The organism is Streptomyces sp. NPDC058051 (assembly GCF_042885475.1).
Taxonomy (GTDB): Bacteria; Actinomycetota; Actinomycetes; order Streptomycetales; family Streptomycetaceae; genus Streptomyces.
The window spans coordinates 415110-435237 of the sequence record NZ_JBHVRW010000005.1 but is presented as its reverse complement, the minus strand read 5'-3'; the positions used below and the strand labels follow the sequence as shown (position 1 = coordinate 435237).

14 protein-coding genes and 3 tRNA genes are annotated in these 20128 nt (G+C 68.9%); 4 read left to right on the top strand and 13 right to left on the bottom strand.

The genetic code is table 11. The annotated features are described in order from the left end of the window. Positions 1 to 21 precede the first annotated feature (21 nt). From ACFVUT_RS11910 to ACFVUT_RS11860, 11 genes are all read right to left on the bottom strand, one after another. Positions 22 to 1896 (bottom strand): BTAD domain-containing putative transcriptional regulator, encoded by a 1875-nt coding sequence (locus tag ACFVUT_RS11910; RefSeq protein ID WP_389645730.1) that lies wholly within the window; start codon positions 1894 to 1896, stop codon positions 22 to 24. Positions 1897 to 1983: 87 nt separating this feature from the next. Next, complete coding sequence (locus ACFVUT_RS11905; RefSeq protein ID WP_389645727.1) at positions 1984 to 3075, bottom strand: HAD-IIIC family phosphatase; 1092 nt, start codon at positions 3073 to 3075, stop codon at positions 1984 to 1986. Between the two features lie 25 nt (positions 3076 to 3100). Next, positions 3101 to 4210 carry an acyl-CoA dehydrogenase family protein gene (locus ACFVUT_RS11900; RefSeq protein ID WP_389645724.1) on the bottom strand — a complete coding sequence of 370 codons (1110 nt, stop codon included), beginning with the start codon at positions 4208 to 4210 and terminating at the stop codon, positions 3101 to 3103. Then, positions 4194 to 4469, bottom strand: coding sequence for an acyl carrier protein (locus ACFVUT_RS11895; RefSeq protein ID WP_389645722.1), 276 nt, complete (start codon positions 4467 to 4469; stop codon positions 4194 to 4196). Before ACFVUT_RS11895 ends, ACFVUT_RS11900 begins: the two co-directional genes overlap by 17 nt. 14 nt (positions 4470 to 4483) lie before the next feature. Next, positions 4484 to 5155, bottom strand: coding sequence for an O-methyltransferase (locus tag ACFVUT_RS11890; protein ID WP_389645719.1), 672 nt, complete (start codon positions 5153 to 5155; stop codon positions 4484 to 4486). Then, the gene (locus tag ACFVUT_RS11885) at positions 5155 to 6015 is read right to left on the bottom strand and encodes a 3-hydroxyacyl-CoA dehydrogenase family protein (protein WP_389645717.1); all 861 of its coding nucleotides are present in this window, start codon (positions 6013 to 6015) and stop codon (positions 5155 to 5157) included. The genes ACFVUT_RS11890 and ACFVUT_RS11885 overlap by 1 nt, the downstream gene beginning before the upstream one ends. A gap of 646 nt (positions 6016 to 6661) precedes the next feature. Continuing rightward, complete coding sequence (locus ACFVUT_RS11880; RefSeq protein WP_389645714.1) at positions 6662 to 7663, bottom strand: LuxR C-terminal-related transcriptional regulator; 1002 nt, start codon at positions 7661 to 7663, stop codon at positions 6662 to 6664. A 905-nt stretch (positions 7664 to 8568) separates the two neighbouring features. Further along, positions 8569 to 9123: a flavin reductase family protein gene (locus ACFVUT_RS11875; protein WP_389645712.1), complete on the bottom strand. Its 555-nt coding sequence runs from the start codon at positions 9121 to 9123 to the stop codon at positions 8569 to 8571. Between the two features lie 1055 nt (positions 9124 to 10178). Beyond that, positions 10179 to 10252: transfer RNA gene (locus ACFVUT_RS11870), tRNA-Ile, on the bottom strand. A 234-nt stretch (positions 10253 to 10486) separates the two neighbouring features. Further along, positions 10487 to 10559 (bottom strand) — tRNA-Asn (locus ACFVUT_RS11865). Positions 10560 to 10564: 5 nt separating this feature from the next. Then, positions 10565 to 10637 (bottom strand) — tRNA-Asn (locus ACFVUT_RS11860). A 193-nt stretch (positions 10638 to 10830) separates the two neighbouring features. Here ACFVUT_RS11860 and ACFVUT_RS11855 point away from each other — a divergent pair. From ACFVUT_RS11855 to ACFVUT_RS11840, 4 genes are all read left to right on the top strand, one after another. Further along, on the top strand, positions 10831 to 11118 hold the full coding sequence (locus ACFVUT_RS11855; protein WP_389645709.1) for a YtxH domain-containing protein: 288 nt from the start codon (positions 10831 to 10833) through the stop codon (positions 11116 to 11118). A 78-nt stretch (positions 11119 to 11196) separates the two neighbouring features. After that, positions 11197 to 12642 (top strand): FGGY family carbohydrate kinase, encoded by a 1446-nt coding sequence (locus ACFVUT_RS11850; RefSeq protein ID WP_389645706.1) that lies wholly within the window; start codon positions 11197 to 11199, stop codon positions 12640 to 12642. A gap of 178 nt (positions 12643 to 12820) precedes the next feature. Beyond that, a complete protein-coding gene (locus tag ACFVUT_RS11845; protein ID WP_389645704.1) occupies positions 12821 to 14554 on the top strand; it encodes an ABC transporter ATP-binding protein in 1734 nt (577 codons plus the stop codon). After that, a complete protein-coding gene (locus tag ACFVUT_RS11840) occupies positions 14554 to 16485 on the top strand; it encodes an ABC transporter ATP-binding protein (protein ID WP_389645701.1) in 1932 nt (643 codons plus the stop codon). Before ACFVUT_RS11845 ends, ACFVUT_RS11840 begins: the two co-directional genes overlap by 1 nt. A 147-nt stretch (positions 16486 to 16632) precedes the next feature. On the opposite strand, the gene ACFVUT_RS11835 is transcribed toward ACFVUT_RS11840, so the two are convergent. After that, positions 16633 to 17736 (bottom strand): RNA polymerase sigma factor, encoded by a 1104-nt coding sequence (locus ACFVUT_RS11835; RefSeq protein ID WP_389645699.1) that lies wholly within the window; start codon positions 17734 to 17736, stop codon positions 16633 to 16635. A 423-nt stretch (positions 17737 to 18159) separates the two neighbouring features. Then, positions 18160 to 20067: a DNA primase gene (dnaG, locus tag ACFVUT_RS11830; protein ID WP_389645696.1), complete on the bottom strand. Its 1908-nt coding sequence runs from the start codon at positions 20065 to 20067 to the stop codon at positions 18160 to 18162. Positions 20068 to 20128 lie beyond the last annotated feature (61 nt).

Sequence of the window (20128 nt, the reverse complement as noted above, 5' to 3'; positions counted from 1 at the left end):
GACCAACGAACGGGTCCGCGCTCAACTGGCGGCATGGCAGAGCCTCGGCATGTCGCGCCCCTCCGGTGCTTCGTCCTCCGCGGGCGCGTCGAGCGTCACCGGCTCCAGGGTCATCCGGCTGGCGTGCCGCTGGCCCGCACCCCACCCCGGTCGCCTGCGGAACAGCTCCGGCCGGGCCGCGGCGACCACCAGAAGCGGCATCGGTTCCGGCGGATCCAGCAGGTCCTCGACGATCTCCAGTACCGAGTTGTCGGCCAGGTGCAGATCGTCGGCGAACACCACGAGGGGGCGCCGGTCGACGAGCTTCGCCACGTTCGGACTGGTCAGTTGCCCGCCGGGGTCGAGCCGCATGGTCGCCGCGTTCTCGACGCGGCGTTCGAACTCCGCGAGCAGCGGCGTCTTCCCGATCCCCGGGGCACCCAGCACCAGGACGAGATGCGGCCGGGAGCGACGGCGTACCCGCTCCAACAGGCTGCTCAGTACGTCCAGTTCGGGTTCGCGGTCCAGGGCCTCGGACTCCGCCGAGGCGTCGTGGGAGAGCCCCTCGGCCGTCCACCGCGGGCGGGGTCCGCCCTCCCGGCCGTACCGGATGGCCGAGCCGGTCAGTCTCCTGGTGCGGTCGCACACCACGATCTCCGTGTCCTCGGCGAACTGGAGCAGGGACTCGCAGTCGACGAGCAGCGCACCGTTGACCGGCAGCGGCTCCAGGAACGCGTCGTGGGGACGGGCGGGAATCTCACCGGTCGACACGGCCACCCGCAGCTCGGGCCGCTCGCCGTCCGGCGCGTCGAAGCAGATCCGTTGCCGCAGCGACATCGCGGCGCAGACCGCCCGCTCGGCGGCCTGATCGGTGCCGTCCGCCTGCGGGGAGACGGGCCTGAACAGGGCCAGCATGACCGAGCCGGTCGACCCGGCGATCACGCCGCCGAGCCGCTCCACCTCCTCGCGCACGGTCGTGGCGGTGCGTTCCAGGGCCTCGCCGACGCCGCCGCCCCAGCTGCCGGCCCCGAAGTCGGCGCGGATCAGCACGGCGCTGACCAGGCTCCGGCCCTCGGCCTCCGTCGGCGGGACCAGCTGGACCGGCCGGGGGAGCGTTCGCGCACGGTGCTCCGCCTCCTGCCCGAGCCCGGAGATCACCACGGGGCGCGCCTGCCCGGCAGGTACCGCGATGGACGGGTCCTGCACGAGGATCGCGTGCTGCAGCAGCCGCAGCTCCCGGCCGGGTTCCAGACCGAGCTGCTTGGCCAGCCTCAGCCGCAGCCGCCGGTACACCGCGAGGGAGTCGGCCTGCCGGCCGCTGCGGTACAGCGCGAGCATCAGCTGATGACACGCCCGTTCCCGCAGCGGTTCGGCCTCGACCATCGCCTCCAGCTCACCGAGGACGGCCTGGTGGCGCCCGTTCGCCAGCTCGGCCTCGTAGTAGTCCTCCATCACGTCCAGGTGGGCGTTCTGCAGGGCGGTCAGCTCCGACCAGGAATGCCCGGCCTCCACGAGGTCGGCCAGCGCCTGCCCGCGCCACAGCGCGAGCACTTCCCGCAGAGTGGCCGCCGCCGCACCGGGACGGCCGGCCGCCAGCTCCGCGCGACCGGCCTGCGCCAGGCGGTAGAACCGGAACATGTCGACCTGTTCCGGGTCGACCTGGAGCTGGTAGCCGTGCGAGCACGTCAGCAGAGCCGGCGGGCGGGTGTCGCCACGCGTGTGCTCGGCGAACATGACGCGCAGACCACGCACCGCGTTCTGGAGGATCTTCCGTGCCGTCGCGGGCGTCTCTTCGGTGCCCCACAGTCCTTCGAGGAGCTTGCTGGTCGCCACCTCCCGGTTGGCGTTGAGCAGCAGCAGGCCGAGCGTGGCCCGCCGCCGGTCGCCGCCCAGCGCGATCGGCTTCTCGTCGTTCATCAGTCTCAACGGGCCAAGAACCAAGAACTGCAAGAGATCCCCCGTAGATCGTCCGTGTTCAGCGTCAGCCGTGCGATGAATCCCGACCTACCGCCATTCCGCTTCTTCTCCGCCGACCAGCGGTTCGGGAGCGATGACGCGCATGGTCGTCGGCGGGTCCTGCCGGACCGCCTCCAGGTGCAGGCTCTCGGTCCCCTCGGGTGGCGAGAACGGGGCGAGGCACTCGCATTCCGCGGTGGTGAACCCCGCGAACCGGTAGGCCACTTCCATCATTCGGTTGCGTTCGGTACGCCGGAAGTCGGCGACGAGGTGCACACCGGCCCGCGCCGCCGCGTCGGTGAGCCACCGCAGCAGCACCGCGCCCGCGCCGAACGAGACGACCCGGCACGACGTCGCCAGCAGCTTGATGCGCCAGGCCCCGGGGGTCTTCTCGATCAGCATGACCCCGACCGCGCCGTGCGGGCCGAAGCGGTCGGACATCGAGACGACCAGCACCTCGTGGTCCTCGTCGGACAGCAGCGAGCGCAGCGCGGCGTCCGAGTAGTGCACGCCGGTCGCGTTCATCTGGCTGGTCCGCAGGGTCAGTTCCTCGACCCGTGTGATCTCTTCGTCCCTGGCCTTGCCGATCCGCATCACCAGGTCGAGCGAGCGCAGGAAGTCCTCGTCGGCGCCCCGGTAGCTCTCCCGCTCCTGGTCCCGTTCGAACCCGGCCTGGTACATCGTGCGGCGCCGTCGCGCGTCGACGGTGACCACCGCCGGACTGAACTCGGGCAGGTCGAGCAGCAGGCCGACGTCCTCGGCCGGGTAGCACCGGACGTCCGGCAGGTGGTAGCCGACCTCGGCGCGTTCGGTCGGCAGGTCGTCGATGAACGCGATCGTCTTCAGCGAGAAGTTCAGCCGCTCGGCGATGCTCCGTACGGAGTCCGACTTCGGGCCCCAGCCGATGTGCGGCAGGACGAAGTACTCCGCGAGGCCCAACGACTCAAGCCGTGCCCACGCCTCGTCGTGGTCGTTGCGGCTCGACACGGACTGCAGCACCCCGCGGGCGTCGAGTTCCATGACGACCTTGCGGACGGCGTCGTCGACCTCGACGTGACCGTCCTCGACCAGCGTGCCCTTCCACAGTGTGTTGTCGAGATCCCAGATCAGGCATTTCACGACCGGTTGTGCTTCGGACATCTCCGCTCCCCCTCCGTTCGACCGTTCAGCGCGCCGTCGAGGCGGCGTGCTCGGCGAGCATCAGCTGGCAGATCTCGTTGCTGCCCTCGATGATTTCCATCAACTTCGCGTCGCGGTAAGCCCGCTCCACCACGTGCCCGCCCGCCGCACCCGCGGAGGCGAGGACCTGGAGGGCGGACGCCGCGCCACGTGCCGCGTTCCCGGCCGCGACGTGCTTGGCGAGGAACGACTCCGTCACCTGCTCCGGCGAACCGCTGTCCCAGCTCCGGCTCGCCTGCTCGCAGGCGAACGTCGCCGTCCGCTCCGCCGCGTAGAGCTCGGCCAGGTGCCGGGCGACGAGTTGGTGCTGAACCAGGGGTTTGCCGAACTGCTCGCGGTGAGCGGCATGCCGGGCGACGGCCGTGAGGCAGGCGCGGAGGATGCCGACGCATCCCCAGGCCACCGACAGCCGACCGTAGGTCAGCGCGATGGTCGTCATCATGACGACCGGCTGGCCGGCCACCGCGAGCAGGTTCTCCTCGGGCAACCGCACCTGGTCGAGCACCACGGAGGCGTGCCCGGCCGCCCGGCAGCCGAGCGGATCGGCCACCCGGGTCACGCGGACACCGGGAGCCGACGCCGGCACCAGGGCGACGGCGCCGCCGCCCTCGTAGCGGCCGAACACGAGGATCCAGTCGGCGTAACCGGCGACCGTGATCCACGACTTGGTGCCGTCGACGACGATCTCGCCGCCCTCGCGCCGGATCTCGGTGCTCATCGCGGCGAGATCGCTGCCGGCGCCCGGCTCGCTGAACGCCACCGCGGCCAGATCCCCTCCGGTGAGCCGGCCGATGTACTCCACCCGCTGCGCCTTGTCACCGAACCGCTGGATCGTCCACGCGGCCATCCCCTGGGAGGTCATCACGCTGCGCAGCGAGCTGCACAGCGTGCCGGTGTGCGCGGTGAGCGCCCCGTTGTCCATGCCGGACAGACCGAGGCCGCCGAACTCCGGGTTCGCCTCGGCGCACAGCACACCCTTGGAGCCGAGTTCCCGAAGGACGTCGAGCGGGATCTCGCACGCCACGTCCCACTCGCTCGCGGCGTCGGCGACCGTCTCGGTCACCGACGCCGTCAGGGTGTCAAGCACCGTCACCACCGCTGCGCAGCCGGCTCACCAGCGAGGTCATGGCCCGCACGGTACGGAAGTTGTCCATGGCGAGGTCGGCGCCCTCCACCGCGACGCCGAACGTGCCCTCCACGAACACCACCAGCTCCATCGCGAAGAGCGAGGAGACCGCGCCCGAGGCGAACAGGTCCACCTCCGGCTCCCAGGTCTGCTTGGTCTTCGTCTCAAGAAATTCGCCGAGTCGCTGCTCGATGGCGGCGACCGTCAGCTCGGTTGTCGAGTCCGTCATGACAAGTCCCTTCCTCACTGCGCTTTGTTCTTGCGTACCAACGTGATGCCGTCCGCCATGACGAGCATGGACAGCTCCACCCTGCTGTCGACGAGGAGCGAGGCGTTGAGTTCACGGATGGCCTCGGTGTCGGGATCGCCCGCCTCCGGATCCGCGACCCGCCCGAAGTAGAGCGTGTTGTCGAGCACGGCCAGGCCGCCGGGCCGCAGGTGCGTCAGCGCCTCTTCGTAGTAGCGCGCGTAACTGGTCTTGTCGGCGTCGATGAAGACCAGGTCGAAGGTCTCCGGCCCGTGCTCCGCGAGCAGGCCGGCCATGCTCTCCGCACCGTCCCCGAGCCGCAGTTCGATCCGGTCGGCCACCCCGGCGCGCTCCCAGTACTTCCGGGCGACCTTGGTCCAGCGCTCACTGATGTCGCAGGTGGTGATCCGCCCGCCGGGCGGCAGCGCCCGCGCCATGCACAGCGTGCTGTAGCCGGTGAACGTGCCGATCTCCAGCACCCGGGTGGCACCGGTCAGCCCGACCAGCATGGCGAGCAGCTGTCCCTCTTCGGGCATGGTCACCATGGCGTTCAGCGACGGCATGAACGCCGTCTCGGCGACCAGATCGCGGAGGATCTCGTCGTCGCGCAGGGACACCGACCGCACGTAGTCGAGCAGGCGCTCGTCCAACTCCACCTGGCCGGCCATCAGCGGACTTCGTAATCGTAGAAGCCGCGCCCGGTCTTGCGGCCGTGGTTGCCCTCGGCGACCTTGCGCAGGAGCAGTTCGCTCGGGCGGTAGCTGTCGTCCCGGGTGCGCTCGTGCAGCACGGCCAGGGAGTCGACGAGATTGTCGATCCCGATCAGGTCGGCGGTGCGCAACGGACCCGTCGGGTGCCCGAGGCAGCCTTCCATCAGGGCGTCGACGTCCTCGACGGTGGCCCGGCCCTCCTCGACGACGTTCGCCGCGTCGTTGATCATGCGGTGCAGCACCCGGCTGGTGACGAAGCCGGGACCGTCGCCCACCACGATCCCCTTCCTGCCCAGTGTGGACAGGAGGGTCTTGACCGCCGACACCGCCCGCTCACCGGTGCGCGGTCCGCGGACCACTTCCAGCGTGCCGATCAGGTAGGGCGGGTTCATGAAGTGGATGCCGGCCAGGTCCTCGGGGGACGGAATCTGGCCGGCGAGTTCGTCGACCGGGATGGACGAGGTGTTGGTGACCCGCAGCGTGCCCGGCGCGACCACGGAGGCGATCTCCTGGTGCACCTTGGCCTTCAGCTCGGCGACCTCGGTGATCGCCTCGATCACCCACGTCGCGTCCGCTGCCGCCACCGCGGAGTCGGCGAGCTGCAGCTCCCCGACGGGTCCGCTCCGGGGGAGGGCTCCCATCATGTGCGCGAGCCGGAGCTCGTCGCGCAACCGCTTGCGTGCGGTGCCCAGCCGCGCCTCGTCCACGTCCACCAGCACGACCGGCACCCCTCGCCCGACAGCGAGGGTCGCGATACCGATGCCCATCACTCCCGCGCCGAACACCGCGAGCCGCGGCGCATCTCCGTTTGCGGTCATCGGCCGACCACGTCCGTCCGTCCCGGAACCGTCAAGGGCATTTTCGGCCCCCAACCGGCGTCACGAACGACACACCCGTTCATAAGCACCTCAGCTTTACGTTCGGAAAGATTTCGGGAAGGACATTGTCTGGCTACCGGAGAATCGCGTGCTTGGCATGCGAATGCAAAAATGGATCGTCAGATTGACCGGGACGCACCTTGTCACGACGCCGAACGCAAGGCCATCATCCTTGATGACTCTTACGGCATCGGATCCAAGGGACAATATCCTGAAATAAATACGAGACGGGCCGATCTACGCGCAGATCACCTCGCGGCCGTGGCTCCAGAACCCCAGCATGTACTGCTCCAGCCAACCGGCGACTTGAGGGATGAATGGACTGACGCGGCCCCCTTGGTACTCAGCGAAAAACTCCGCGGTTGCGCTGCCGCAACAGCTCACAAGTGTGCAGCAGAAGACCTACGCGCCTCCACCCCGCAACCCACTCATCAAGCTGCACTTCCACTTGAGGAAGCTCACCGGCACGCATGCTGCCGGCACCCGGGGGTACGCCGGGGCTTGGCGGCCGATCCCCCCGCGGGCCGAGGGCCGAGGGGGTTCGCGGCGCCGTGATGAACAGCCGTACTACCCGAACCGGCGGACGCTACACGTCCTCGTCGAGGTTCGCCTCCTTCACCAGGTAGCCGAACTGGAACCGGCTCGTCGCACCGAACATCTGCATGACCTGACCGATGTGTTTGCGGCAGGTGCGGACCGACACGCCAAGACGCCGAGCGATGGCTTCGTCCTTTGCGCCGGAGATCAGCATCTTGACGATCTCCTTTTTCATTTCGCCGCCGATGACGTCGATTTCGACTTTTCGGGTGTCGAACTCCTTGGCTGTCGCCCAGACATGCTCGAAACAGGAGTAGAGGAAGTCGATGATCGAGCGCTCCTGCACGACCACGGCACCGCCGTCCTCGCCGCTCGCCGGGATGTATGCCGCGGTGCGGTCGAAGATGACTATGTTGCCGAAGAGCGCCCCTGCCGTCCGTATCTCGGCTCCGGAGTCGATCAGCTGTCCCGCGTACTCACGGGTCGGCAAGTCGAACCGTGCGGCGTGCTGATAAAGGACACGCATGCGCACATCCCGTCCGAGCATCTGCAGATCCCGGGTCCGCGCATCACCCATCTGCTCGGCCGGCCACCCGCTTCCGGGTTGCATACAGACGACCTCGTGGGAACAGTTCGCCGCCGCTTCGGAAAGCAGCAGCCTGACCGTCTCGGGCACTTTGACGATGTCGAATGAGTTGGTGGATTGACTGCCGAATTTACTCGACCGAAACAGTAGCGAAAGTCGCGCCAGATCGTTCCGGAGCTGGCCCACTGCCAGTTTCCGTTCGAGCAGGTCCATTTCACCCTGGTTCAGGAGTTGAGAGGAGGCTATGCCCGGATCCGTCGGAACGAACCAGGCATCCTGTTCGCGTGACGGCTGAATAAGCTGGAGCTCCAGGAGTTTGCCGACGATCGTCTCACTCGCATCAAAGGAGAAGCCCAACTCTTCTGCGACGTCGTCGACGGCGAATCCCTCTCTCCCTAAACTCCATTCATAAACTTCGAAAACACCGGGAACTGGTTCGGGAAACAAAGGATCTCGCAAGTTCACTAAGTATTCCTTCCAATTACCTTCGGAAGGGGCATTCTACCCGAGCGGCGTTCGATTCCTCTACCGCCGCACCAATGTGCAGGATTCACCCGTCAATAATCCAGCCAAAATTCACTATGCCGACGGTCGGAAGAGAGCCCCCGTCGAACCTCCGCCGAACCTCCGCCGCGATGAACGGTATGCGGGAGAATAAACCGTTTCCGCGGCCTCTTTTCCGGCTCGGGGGTGGCGGCGCCGGCGCCCCGGAAGGCGCGGGAAGCGTGGGTGCGCGGCAGCAGGCGCGGGCGGCGCGGACAGCCACGAGCAGGCGCGGACCTGCGAGGACAGGCACGGGCCGGCGTGCACGGGCGCGGGCCTGCGGGGACAAGCACAGCGCGCGTGATGTGTCGATACCGCCGGTGCCGGTCGGCCGGGCCGACGGGCCTCCTGGCGGCGAACCTCCCGCCCATCGGGGCCCGGCCGCACTCGGTCGTCACGACCTGGACCGACGCCCGCCCGCACGCGCGTCCCTGCGATGCGCACCGACTGGGCGACAGTGGTACCGGCCCGCACGCGTTCCGAAGACCGGGGCGGCAGCGGCAGCGGCAGCGACGAGCGCGACAGCGACGACAGAGGGTCCGGCAGCGATGATGCCCGGGCCCGCCGGATCACGTCCCCGGCCGGTTCGCTCCCGGTGGCTCAGCGCCCGCCCGCATCCGGCACCGCCGCCACGGCGCGGGGGGGGTCCGGGGCGGCGGTCCCGGATACGGGGGGGCGCTGCGGGTAGGGGCTCCTGGCGCACCGGCGCACCGGCGCACGCCAAAAGGCCGAGGTGCAGGCGGCGAAGACGCCTGCACGGCGGAGCTCGAAGACGCCTCTACGACGGGGCTCGGTGCGCGGCCCGTACGGGTGGGGCCCGGTGCGGCCTACGGGGCCCACGTGCTGCCGCTGAACCCCGACCGAGACAGTGCCCCCGCGGCCACGAGCGGTTCCGCGGCCTCGTGGAACGACCCGAACCTGCCGCGATGAAAGACCAGCGGAGCGGGCTCGTCCGGATTCACCCGCAGCCCGTTCACCCTGGCAATGATGATGACGTGATCGCCCGCGACATGCTCCGTTTCGATCGAACACGACATCCAGACGATCGCATCGCACAGTTCGGGTCCGGCCGCAGACTCGGTCCACCGGACACCGGCGAACCGGTCGATGTCCTTGACCGAAAACTGTCGGCACAAATCCCCCTGGTCACTGCCGAGGATGTTGACGCAGAACGTGCCGCTCTGCTGGAGATCGATCAGTGTCGACGACGTGTTTCCGACGCACAACATGATCAACGGGGGTTCCAACGACACCGACATGAAGGAGTTGCACGCCATTCCGACGGGCTGGCCGGATCGACTTCTGGTGGTGATTACCGTTACCCCGGTCGGCAGATGTCCGAGCGTGCGCCGAAAATCCGTCGCATTGAACGGGGCAACCATAATCGACTCCTCGAATAGCCACTTCTCGAAGTATATTGAGCGCTCCGAACTCCACGTTGGGACGAGCCACCAAGGTCTCTGACCAGTTTTGGCCCCCCGGCGCAAGGGGAACGTCCGGCACATTTTCCGACCGCGTCACGCCGACAGACAGAGTCGCGCCAGCAGACAGACGGGCAGGCAGGCAGACATCATCTGCATCCTGCGTACAGGGGCGACCTGACGCGACGGACATCGCGGCGGAGGCCGACGAGGTCCGGCTCAGCCTGGGCGAAGAAGTGGAGCAGTCCTTCTCGCGCCCTGGAGCGGCCGGCTACGTGAGACCGGCCGGAGCAGACGACCGCGTGCCGCCCGGGCCCCGCCCTCTGGCCGGGAGGTCGCCCCTTCCCGGTCTCCGGATTCCTCGTCGCCGTTCCAGCACAGGAGCCGGCACTCCAGGGCCGTCACCGCTTCTCCTCCTACGCCCTGGTCTTTCGACTCGGACCCGACGGCCCGGGACGAACACGGCTGCGTGCCGAAAGCCGCGCCGCCTTCCCCGGTCTGGCTGGGGCCTCTGCCGATGGCTCGTCACAGGAGCAGGCGGTCATGTGTTCGGAATGCGGCGCCTGCCCGCAGCGAGGTGCCGCCGGAGCGCGTGTGCGGATTCGTACGAACACACGCCGCGTCCATGACCGTTGCCGTCCCGTGCCCGGGCGTGTCCTGACAGGCCGCTTCTTGATCGGGCGTGTCGTGACCGGCCATGTCCTGACCGGGCGGGCAGGTGCCCCGCTCTCGGCAGTGCCGCACTGCCGTAGTGCCCGTCAACCACGGAGAACTCGTCGAAACTCCCCCGGTAGCCACCGCCGCCGCGCGAACTGACGGCCCACCAGGCACCCCGCTCAGGGGCCGGTTCGCCGGACGACTCCGCACGGCACGGCTTCAGACGTGCCCGCGCGAGTCCTGACGAACGCCGTCCCGACCGGCGCGACGAGGCCGCGTGAGGTACCGGTGAGGCGAGGGGTCCTGCCGCTGCCTCCACGAAGGAAACGTTTCGGCAGGGCAGATCGTTTCTGCATGGGTGGGGCGGGTGGGACTCGAACCCACGGCCGACGGATTATGAGTCCGCTGCTCTAACCGGCTGAGCTACCGCCCCTTTTCGGCGTGGCGCGTACATGTGTGCGCGCCGTATGCCGCAGCATAGCCGGTCATACGATCTCTCGCTCCGGATGGTCGACTTCGCATGACCATGAAGACTGCGCTGGTCGCTGCCCGGTTCCGAACGGAGCGAAGTAGGCGCGAAAGAGTCACCCTCACCTCACCCGCACCACGGCGAGGGACCGACCCCGGGCAAGCGAAAGAGGACCCCGCAGGGTCCTCTCCCGTTCCGCTCCCCCGACTGGACTCGAACCAGTAACCCTCCGGTTAACAGCCGAATGCTCTGCCAATTGAGCTACAGGGGATCGCGCTCCCCCGACTGGACTCGAACCAGTAACCTGCCGGTTAACAGCCGGCTGCTCTGCCAATTGAGCTACAGGGGATTGCTGCGTTTGCACCGAACCCCGCCTACCTGGCTCCTGCCGGGCGGCGCGTGCTCGCTGCGACACATACATTAGCGCAAGCAGGGGGGTGCTTCGCCAATCGGTATCCCCCCGGGTGATCTCGGGTGCCCGCGGGTATGCGGGCAGCACACGTCGCACTGAGCGTCGCACTGAGCAAGGAAGGGTGGCAGCCATGCGGTACCGGCTCACGTTCATCGCCGGACTGGCCCTCGGATACGTGATCGGCACACGGGCCGGGCGCGAGCGCTACGAGCAGCTGAAGAAGTCCGCACGACAGTTCGCCCAGAATCCGGCCGTGCGCAACACCGCCGAGTCCGCGGCGCAGAGCGGCCGCGACCTGGCCGGCAAGGCGTACCACGCGGTCGGTGACAAGGTGCCCGCCTCGGTGGCCGACCGGGTGCGCACGCTGCGCAGCCGCGGCCAGAACGGCGAGGACGACTGGGGCACCAGCAACACATAGGGCCCACGCGCCACGCTTCCCGACCTCTGCCGCACCACGGTTTCGGAAACGCTCCGGAGGTGCGGCAGAATCTTGGGCATGGGCATAGTCGCCGGCTTGGACAGTTCGTCCGCCTTCACGCACATCGTCGTCTGCGATACGGACACCGGCGCCGTGCTGCGCCGGGGGTACGCCGCACACCCCGTCGAGGCCAAGGCCACCGAGGTTGATCCGCAGGCATGGCTGCTCTCGCTCGGCGAGGCGGCCAACGGCGGGATGCTCGAAGGCGTGCAGGCCATCGGGGTCTCCGCGCAGCAGCACGGCCTGGTGCCGCTGGACCACCAGGGCAATCTCGTACGCCCGGCCCTGCTCGGCAATGACAAGCGGGCGCAGGCCGCCGCGGCCGATCTGATCGACGGGCTCGGCGGGCGGCAGGCCTGGGCCGAGGCGGTCGGGTCGGTGCCGCAGTCCGCGCAGCCGGTGTCGAAGCTGCGCTGGCTGGCGCGGACCGAGCCGGAGGCGGCCCAGCGGGTGGCCGCGGTGCTGCAACCGCACGACTGGCTGGTGTGGCAGTTGCTGGGGCGGCCGACCCGCCGGACCACCGACCGGGGTGCCGCGTCCGGCACCGGTTACTGGTCGGCGGGCAGTGGTTCCTACCGGCCCGATCTGGTGGAGCTCGCGCTCGGTCACCAGGCCGCCCTGCCCGAGGTGCTCGGCCCTTCCGACGCGGCCGGGACGACGCCCGAGGGGCTGCTGATCTCCGCGGGGACCGGGGAGACGATGGCGGCGGCGTTCGGGCTCGGGGTCGGGGCCGGTGACGCGGTGGTGTCGCTGGGCGCGTCGGGTTCGGTCATGGCGGTGCACCACGAGGCGCTGTCCGACCCCAGCGGGATGATCACCTCGTTCGCCGACGCGACGGGGATGCATCTGCCGGTGGTGTACACGTCGAATGCGGTACGCGCCTTGCGCGGGACCGCAGAGATGCTGGGCACGGACGGGCTGGAGGAACTGTCCGCACTGGCACTGAAGTCGACGCCGGGCGCCTCCGGGCTGGTCCTCCTGCCGTACCTGGAGGGCGAGCGCACCCCGCATCTGCCGCACACGGCGGGGACGCTCTGCGGGCTGCGACGCGAGTCGATGAAGCCGGAGCATCTGGCACGGGCGGCGTTCGAGGGGATGCTGTGCTCGCTGGCCGACGCACTCGACGTGCTGCGCGACCGCGGTGTCGAGGTGCGGCGGGTGTTCCTGCTGGGGGCGGCGGCCGAGCTGCCCGCCGTGCAGGGGCTCGCGCCCGCGCTGTTCGGTACACAGGTGGTCGTCCCGCAGCCCGCCGAGTACGCGGCGCTGGGTGCGGCCCGGCAGGCGGCCTGGGCGCTGGGCGTCTCGCAGGGCACCGCCGATCCGCTCACTCCCCCGGCCTGGCAGGGCGCCGCGGCACAGGTACTGGAGCCGGGCGAGGAGCTGGCGGTCGGACAGGCGGTTCGCCAGCAGTACGCGGCCACACGCGACCAGATCCATCCGGGAGCGTTCGACCCCGCGCTCTGATCCGCCCGACCCGTTACACGGAACGGGCCCGACCGAGTACACACGGAGGAGACCAGCCCTCCGCACGTGTACTCGGTCTTTTTTTTGACCTGGTCTTGAATAAAATCGCTCGCTGTCCCGGTCGGCGGTACCGGAAAATGGGTCGACTCCCGACTTCTGCCGACTCCGAGAGGCACGCGTGCTCATACAACTCCTGCGGGCTCATCTCGATCCGTACAGGAAACCCATCCTGCTGCTGGTTCTCCTCCAGCTCCTGCAGACCTGTGCCAGCCTCTATCTGCCCACCCTGAACGCCGACATCATCGACAGCGGCGTCATCAAGGGCGACACGGGCTACATCCTGGAGTTCGGCGGCATCATGATCGCCGTCAGCATCGCCCAGGTGGTCTGCAACATGGGGGCCGTCTACTACGGCTCGCGCACCGCGTCCGCTCTCGGCCGTGACGTCCGTGCGTCGATCTTCGACCGGGTGCAGTCGTTCTCGGCGCGTGAGGTCGGGCGGTTCGGCGCCCCCTCGTTGATCACGCGGACGACCAATGACGTCCAGCAGGTCCAGATGCTGGTGCTGATGACCTTCACCCTGATGGTTTCGGCACCGATCATGTGCGTAGGCGGCGTCATCATGGCGCTCGGCCAGGACATCCCGTTGTCGGCGGTGCTGCTCGCGGTGATGCCGGTGCTCGGCGTCTCGGTGGGGCTGATCGTCCGGCGGATGCGGCCGCTGTTCCGCACCATGCAGGTGCGGGTCGACACCGTGAACCGGGTGCTGCGCGAGCAGATCACCGGTAACCGCGTGATCCGCGCCTTCGTCCGCGACCGTTACGAGCAGGAGCGTTTCCGCGGCGCCAACAACGAGTTGACCGATGTGGCGCTGTCCACGGGCCGGCTGACGGCGCTGATGTTCCCGACCGTGATGACGGTCGTGAACGTGTCCTCCATCGCCGTGGTCTGGTTCGGCGCCCACCGCATCGACAGTGGCGGCATGCAGATCGGCGCGCTGACCGCGTTCCTCGCCTATCTGATGCAGATCGTCATGTCGGTGATGATGGCCACCTTCATGTTCATGATGGTGCCGCGTGCCGAGGTCTGCGCCGAGCGCATCCAGGAGGTCCTGGAGACCGAGTCCAGCGTGATCCCGCCGGTCGAGCCGGTCCGTGAGCTGCGCGCCCACGGGCATCTGGAGGTCCGCGACGCGAACTTCCGCTACCCGGGCGCCGAGGAGCCGGTGCTGCGGTCCGTGGATCTGGTGGCCCGTCCCGGCGAGACCACCGCGATCATCGGTTCGACGGGCAGTGGGAAGTCGACGCTGCTCGGTCTGGTACCGCGGCTGTTCGACGTGACGGACGGCCAGGTGCTGGTCGACGGCACGGACGTACGGACGCTGGAGCCGGCCGTGCTGGCGAAGACCGTGAGTCTCGTTCCGCAGAAGCCGTATCTGTTCTCCGGGACGGTCGCGTCGAATCTTCGGTACGGGAACCCGGACGCCACCGACAAGGAGCTGTGGCACGCGCTGGAGGTCGCGCAGGCCAAGGAGTTCGTCGAGACGCTGGAGCACGGTCTGGACGCGCCGATCGCGCAGGGCGGCACCAATGTCTCCGGCGGTCAGCGGCAGCGTCTGGCGATCGCCAGGACGCTGGTGCAGCGGCCGGAGATCTATCTCTTCGACGACTCGTTCTCCGCGCTCGACTACGCGACCGACGCCGCGCTGCGCGAGGCGCTGACGCGGGAGACGGCCGAGGCGACCGTGGTGATCGTGGCGCAGCGGGTGTCCACCATCCGTGACGCCGACCGGATCCTGGTGCTGGACGAGGGCCGGGTCGTCGGCTCCGGCACCCATCACGAGCTGATGGACGGCAACGAAACGTACCGGGAGATCGTGCTCTCCCAGCTGACGGAAGCGGAGGCCGCGTAATGGCCGGGCCTGGCGGACGCATGATGGCGGGTGGGGCGCCGACCGAGCGGTCCATGGACTTCAAGGGGTCGTCGAAGCGGCTGCTGAAGCGCTTCGCCACGGAGAAGACCTCGCTGTGCGCGATGCTCCTGGCCGGTGCGCTGAGCGTCGGCCTCTCGGTGCTCGGCCCGAAGATCCTCGGCAAGGCGACGGACCTCGTGTTCGCCGGGGTCGTCGGCAGGCAGATGGCGGAGGGAACGACCAAGGAGCAGGCCGTCGAGGGCCTGCGCCGGGACAACAGCGGCCTCTCCGACATGCTCTCCAAGGTGGACTTCGTCCCCGGTCACGGCATCGACTTCGGCGCGGTGGGCAACGTCCTGCTGCTGGCGCTGGCGGTCTACGTCGGGGCCGGGCTGCTGATGCTGGTGTCGACGCGGCTGTCGATCCTGGTCATCAACCGGGTCGTGTTCCGGCTGCGCGAGGACATCCAGACGAAGCTGGCACGGCTGCCGCTGTCCTACTTCGACCGGGCCAAGCGCGGCGAGGTGCTCAGCCGGGCGACGAACGACATCGACAACATCTCGCAGACGATGCAGCAGACGATGGGCCAGCTCATCAACTCCCTGCTGAGCGTCGTCGGCGTGCTGATCGTGATGTTCTGGATCTCGCCGCTGCTGGCCGTGGTCGCACTGGTGACGGTGCCGCTCTCGGTCGTCGTGGCGACGAAGGTCGGCAAGCGGTCGCAGCCGCAGTTCGTGCGGCAGTGGACGGTGACGGGCAAGCTCAACGCCCACATCGAGGAGATGTACACCGGGCACACCCTGGTGAAGGTCTTCGGCCGGCAGGAGGAGTCCGCGAGGGACTTCGCCGAGCAGAACGAGGCGCTGTACGAGGCGGGATTCAAGGCGCAGTTCAACAGCGGGATCATGCAGCCGCTGATGATGTTCGTCTCCAACCTGAACTATGTGCTGATCGCCGTCGTCGGTGGTCTGCGGGTCGCTTCGGGTTCGCTGTCGATCGGTGACGTGCAGGCGTTCATCCAGTACTCGCGGCAGTTCTCGATGCCGCTGACCCAACTCGCCTCGATGGCGAACCTGGTGCAGTCGGGTGTCGCGTCGGCCGAGCGGATCTTCGAGCTGCTGGACGCCGGGGAGCAGGGCGCCGACCCCGCGCCCGGTACGGCCGAGCGCCCCGAGGAACTGCGGGGCAGCGTCTCGCTGGAGAAGGTGTCGTTCCGTTACGACCCGGAGAAGCCGCTCATCGAGGGGCTGTCGCTGAACGTCGAGCCGGGTCACACGGTCGCGATCGTCGGTCCGACCGGCGCCGGCAAGACCACGCTCGTCAATCTGCTGATGCGCTTCTACGAGGTGACCGGCGGCCGGATCACCCTCGACGGGGTCGACGTGGCGAAGATGTCGCGTGACGACCTCCGGTCGGGGATCGGCATGGTCCTCCAGGACACCTGGCTGTTCGGCGGTTCGATCGCCGAGAACATCGCGTACGGCGCTTCGCGCGAGGTCACCCGGGAGGAGATCGAGGAGGCGGCGAGGGCGGCCCACGCCGACCGCTTCATCCGTACCCTGCCGGACGGCTACGACACGGTGATCGACGACGAGGGCTCCGGCGTCAGCGCGGGCGAGAAGCAGCTGATCACCATCGCACGGGCCTTCCTGTCCGACCCGGTGATCCTGGTGCTCGACGAGGCGACGAGCTCCGTCGACACCCGTACCGAGGTGCTGATCCAGAAGGCGATGGCGCGCCTGGCGCACGGTCGCACCAGCTTCGTGATCGCGCACCGGCTCTCCACCATCCGGGACGCCGACGTCATCCTGGTGATGGAGGACGGCTCGATCGTCGAGCAGGGCACACACGACGAACTGCTGGCGGCCGAGGGCGCGTACGCCCGGCTGTATTCGGCGCAGTTCGCACAGGCGGTCGCCGCGGTCGACTAGAGGCAGTCGGCCAGTCGGCCCGTCAGAAGGAGTCGGCCCGCTACCGGCCAGGGGCCGGAAGCGGGGAGACGTCGACCGGAAGCAGCGGTCGGCGCACGACCGGGCCCGTACCGCTGACCGGTGGTACGGGCCGGCGTCCCCGCGAGGTCAGTCGAGGTAGCCGCGGAGCTGGTCGGCGAAGGCGTGGTCCCGGAGCTTGTTGAGGGTCTTGGACTCGATCTGGCGGATGCGCTCGCGTGTCACGCCGAAGATCCGCCCTATCTCCTCAAGGGTGCGGGGCCGCCCGTCGGCCAGCCCGTAGCGCAGTTGGACCACCTTCCGCTCGCGCTCGCCGAGTGTGGAGAGCACCGCTTCCAGGTGCTCACGCAGCAGCAGGAACGCGGCGGACTCGACGGGGGACGCGGCGTCGCCGTCCTCGATCAGGTCACCCAGGGCGACATCGTCCTCCTCGCCCACCGGGGCGTGCAGCGAGACGGGTTCCTGGGCGAGTCGCAGTATTTCGCCGACGCGCTCCGGTGTGAGGTCGAGCTGCTCGGCGACCTCCTCGGGCGTCGGTTCGTAGCCCCGTTCCTGGAGCATCCGGCGCTGGATCCGTACGACGCGGTTGATCAGTTCGACGACATGGACCGGCACCCGTATGGTCCGTGCCTGGTCGGCGAGGGCGCGGGACATCGCCTGCCGGATCCACCAGGTCGCGTACGTCGAGAACTTGTAGCCCCGGGCGTAGTCGAACTTCTCGACTGCCCTGATCAGTCCGAGGTTTCCCTCCTGGACCAGGTCGAGCATGGTCAGCCCGCGGCCGACATAGCGTTTGGCGACGGAGACGACGAGGCGGAGGTTGGCCTCGATGAGACGGCGCTTCGCCATCCGGCCCATGACCACCAGCCGGTCGAGATCGACAGCCAGCCGGGTGTCCGGATCCGGGGTGCTCGCGAGCCGTTCCTCGGCGAAGAGTCCGGCCTCGACGCGACAGGCGAGTTCCACCTCGTCGGCGGCGGTGAGCAGCGGAATCCGGCCGATCTCCCGCAGATACTGGCGGAAGAGATCGGAGGACGGCCCGGCCGTCTCCGGGCGGCCCCGCGGCTCGGGCGGTTCGGGCGCCCGCGGCAGTTCCTCCATCACCGGCTCGGGCGGGTCGGGTGGATCGGATGCCGCGGGCGGCCCCACCGCGGCCTCCGGATGACGCACGGCCCGGTTCTGCGCGGGGATGGCCGAGACATGCTCGGTTTCGGTCAGGGTCCGGGTCTGCACGGGGGCGACCTCCAGGTGATCGCTGCCGGACCGCGGGGATGGAGGACCACCGTTCGGTGGGCCGGCCGCGCTCCGATGACTCAGGCACCGCCCCCCAGTGTGGGGGAAGACACATCGCTGCCACGAGGGGCGTGCGGGGACTTTCTGAGCCCGGTCCGTGACCGGGTGATTACGGGTGCGGCGACGTGCAGGGGAAGCGGAGCCGCCCGGCGCCGTGGCCGCGCGTCAGGATGCGTCGGCGCCGTGCCGGGACGACGTGGCGGAGACCGCGCAGACAAGGGACGGAGCCCACCCGCCTGACCACGGCCCAGCGGCCAGTGGGCCGTGAGCCCTGAGCCCTGAGCCGTGAGCCGTGAGCCGTGAGCCGTGAGCCGTGGACCGTGGCCCGGTGGCCCGGTGACTCGGTGACTCGGTGGCCGCGCGTCAGAGTGCGTTGGCGCCGTTGTTGCGCAGGGACTGGGCGTACTGCTGGAGGACCCAGACCTCGTTCTGCGCGGCCGCGAGATGGTCCGGGGCGACATTGCTGCCGAGGCGGGCGAGGCTGCCCTGGACGTCCTCGATCCGGCGGTCGACGGCGCGCAGCCGGACCTGGACGAGCTGCATGCCCGCGTAGGTCTCGTCGATGGTCTTGCCGTGGAAGACCTCGACCGCCAGCTCGGTGACCAGATTGCGCACGGTGTCGTTCGGCGCCGCGTCCAGCACCTGGACCAGGTATTCGCGGGTCTCCGGAACACCCGTCTCGGCGCCGCCCGCCTCCGCGATGCAGTGGCGGACGGCGGCGTACGGCGGTGCGGTGAACTCGTCGGCCCCGTAGGCGTCGAAGGCCGGTGAGACGAGTTCGGGCTTCTGCAGGGCGAGCTTCAGGAGCTCACGCTCGGTGCGGTGGGCGGGGCTGCGGAGGTTGAGGGCGGGGCCGGAGAGCGTGGCGGGTTGACGGGCCTGCTGATGCTGCGGTCCGCCGCGCGGCGGGGCCTGCGCGGGGCCGCGCTGCTCGCCCCGTTCACGGGCCCAGCGGGCGAGCTGGCCGACGCGCCTGACCACGAACTGGGTGTCCAGGATGCCGAGCATGCCGGCCAGCTGGACGGCCACCTCGTGCTGCGAGGAACTGTTCTTGATCCGGGCGACGACGGGTGCGCCCTCGTCGAGCGCCGCGCCGCGGCCCGCCGGGGTCTCCAGGTCGTACCGGCCGACGATCTGGCGGAGCGCGAACTCGAAGAGCGGAGTGCGGGGTTCGACGAGGTCGCGGACGGCCTCGTCACCCTTGACCAGGCGCAGATCGCACGGGTCCATGTTGTCCGGGGCGATCGCGATGTACGTTTCGGCGGCGAACTTCTGGTCGTCCTCGAAGGCGCGCAGGGCGGCCTTCTGCCCGGCCGCGTCACCGTCGAAGGTGAAGATCACCCGGGCGCTGCCGTTGTCCATCAGGAGGCGGCGCAGGATCTTGATGTGGTCGCTGCCGAAGGCCGTGCCGCAGGTGGCGATGGCGGTGGTGATCCCGGCGAGATGGCAGGCCATGACATCGGTGTAGCCCTCGACGACCACCGCCCGGCTGGCCTTCGCGATGTCCTTCTTCGCCAGGTCGATGCCGTACAGCACCTGGGACTTCTTGTAGATCGCGGTCTCGGGGGTGTTGAGGTACTTCGGTCCGTTGTCGTCGTCGCGCAGCTTGCGGGCGCCGAAGCCGACGACTTCGCCGGAGGTGTCGCTGATCGGCCACATCAGCCTGCCGCGGAAGCGGTCGATGGGGCCGCGCCTGCCGTCCTGGGAGAGGCCGGAGGTGATCAGCTCCTTGTCGCTGAAGCCCTTGCCGCGCAGATAGCGGGTGAGGTGGTCCCAGCCGGCCGGGCTGTAACCGATGCCGAAATGGGCGGCAGCCGCCTGATCGAAGCCTCGCTCGGCGAGAAACTTCCGGCCGATCTCCGCCTCGGGGCTGTCCAACTGCTCGACATAGAACTGGGCGGCCACCTTGTGCGCCTCGACCAGACGGATGCGCTCACCGCGCTGGTGGGAGGGGTTGTACCCACCCTCCTCGTAACGCAGGGTGATGCCCGCCTGGGCGGCGAGCCGTTCGACCGTCTCGGAGAACGAGAGATGGTCGATCTTCATCACGAAGGCGATCGTGTCGCCGCCCTCCTGGCAGCCGAAGCAGTGGAAGAGACCCTTGCTCGGGCTGACCTGGAAGGAGGGGGACTTCTCGTCATGGAAAGGACAGAGGCCCTTGAGGTTGCCACCGCCCGCGTTGCGCAGCTGGAGATACTCGGAAACGACGGCGTCGATCGGGACCGCGTCCCGTACCGCCTTCACGTCGTCGTCATTGATCCTGCCTGCCACGGGTGAATTCTACGGGTGGGGTGCGACAGCCGTGCCGCGCACCGATGTGATCCGCGGAACC

Bases quoted from the DNA above. Each gene is read 5' to 3' on its own strand.
- ACFVUT_RS11910 (WP_389645730.1), bottom strand. From the start codon at position 1,896: ATGAACGACGAGAAGCCGATCGCGCTGGGCGGCGACCGGCGGCGGGCC.
- ACFVUT_RS11905 (WP_389645727.1), bottom strand. From the start codon at position 3,075: ATGTCCGAAGCACAACCGGTCGTGAAATGCCTGATCTGGGATCTCGAC.
- ACFVUT_RS11895 (WP_389645722.1), bottom strand. From the start codon at position 4,469: ATGACGGACTCGACAACCGAGCTGACGGTCGCCGCCATCGAGCAGCGA.
- ACFVUT_RS11890 (WP_389645719.1), bottom strand. From the start codon at position 5,155: ATGGCCGGCCAGGTGGAGTTGGACGAGCGCCTGCTCGACTACGTGCGG.
- ACFVUT_RS11885 (WP_389645717.1), bottom strand. From the start codon at position 6,015: ATGACCGCAAACGGAGATGCGCCGCGGCTCGCGGTGTTCGGCGCGGGA.
- ACFVUT_RS11875 (WP_389645712.1), bottom strand. From the start codon at position 9,123: ATGGTTGCCCCGTTCAATGCGACGGATTTTCGGCGCACGCTCGGACAT.
- ACFVUT_RS11855 (WP_389645709.1), top strand. From the start codon at position 10,831: ATGCGGTACCGGCTCACGTTCATCGCCGGACTGGCCCTCGGATACGTG.
- ACFVUT_RS11850 (WP_389645706.1), top strand. From the start codon at position 11,197: ATGGGCATAGTCGCCGGCTTGGACAGTTCGTCCGCCTTCACGCACATC.
- ACFVUT_RS11840 (WP_389645701.1), top strand. From the start codon at position 14,554: ATGGCCGGGCCTGGCGGACGCATGATGGCGGGTGGGGCGCCGACCGAG.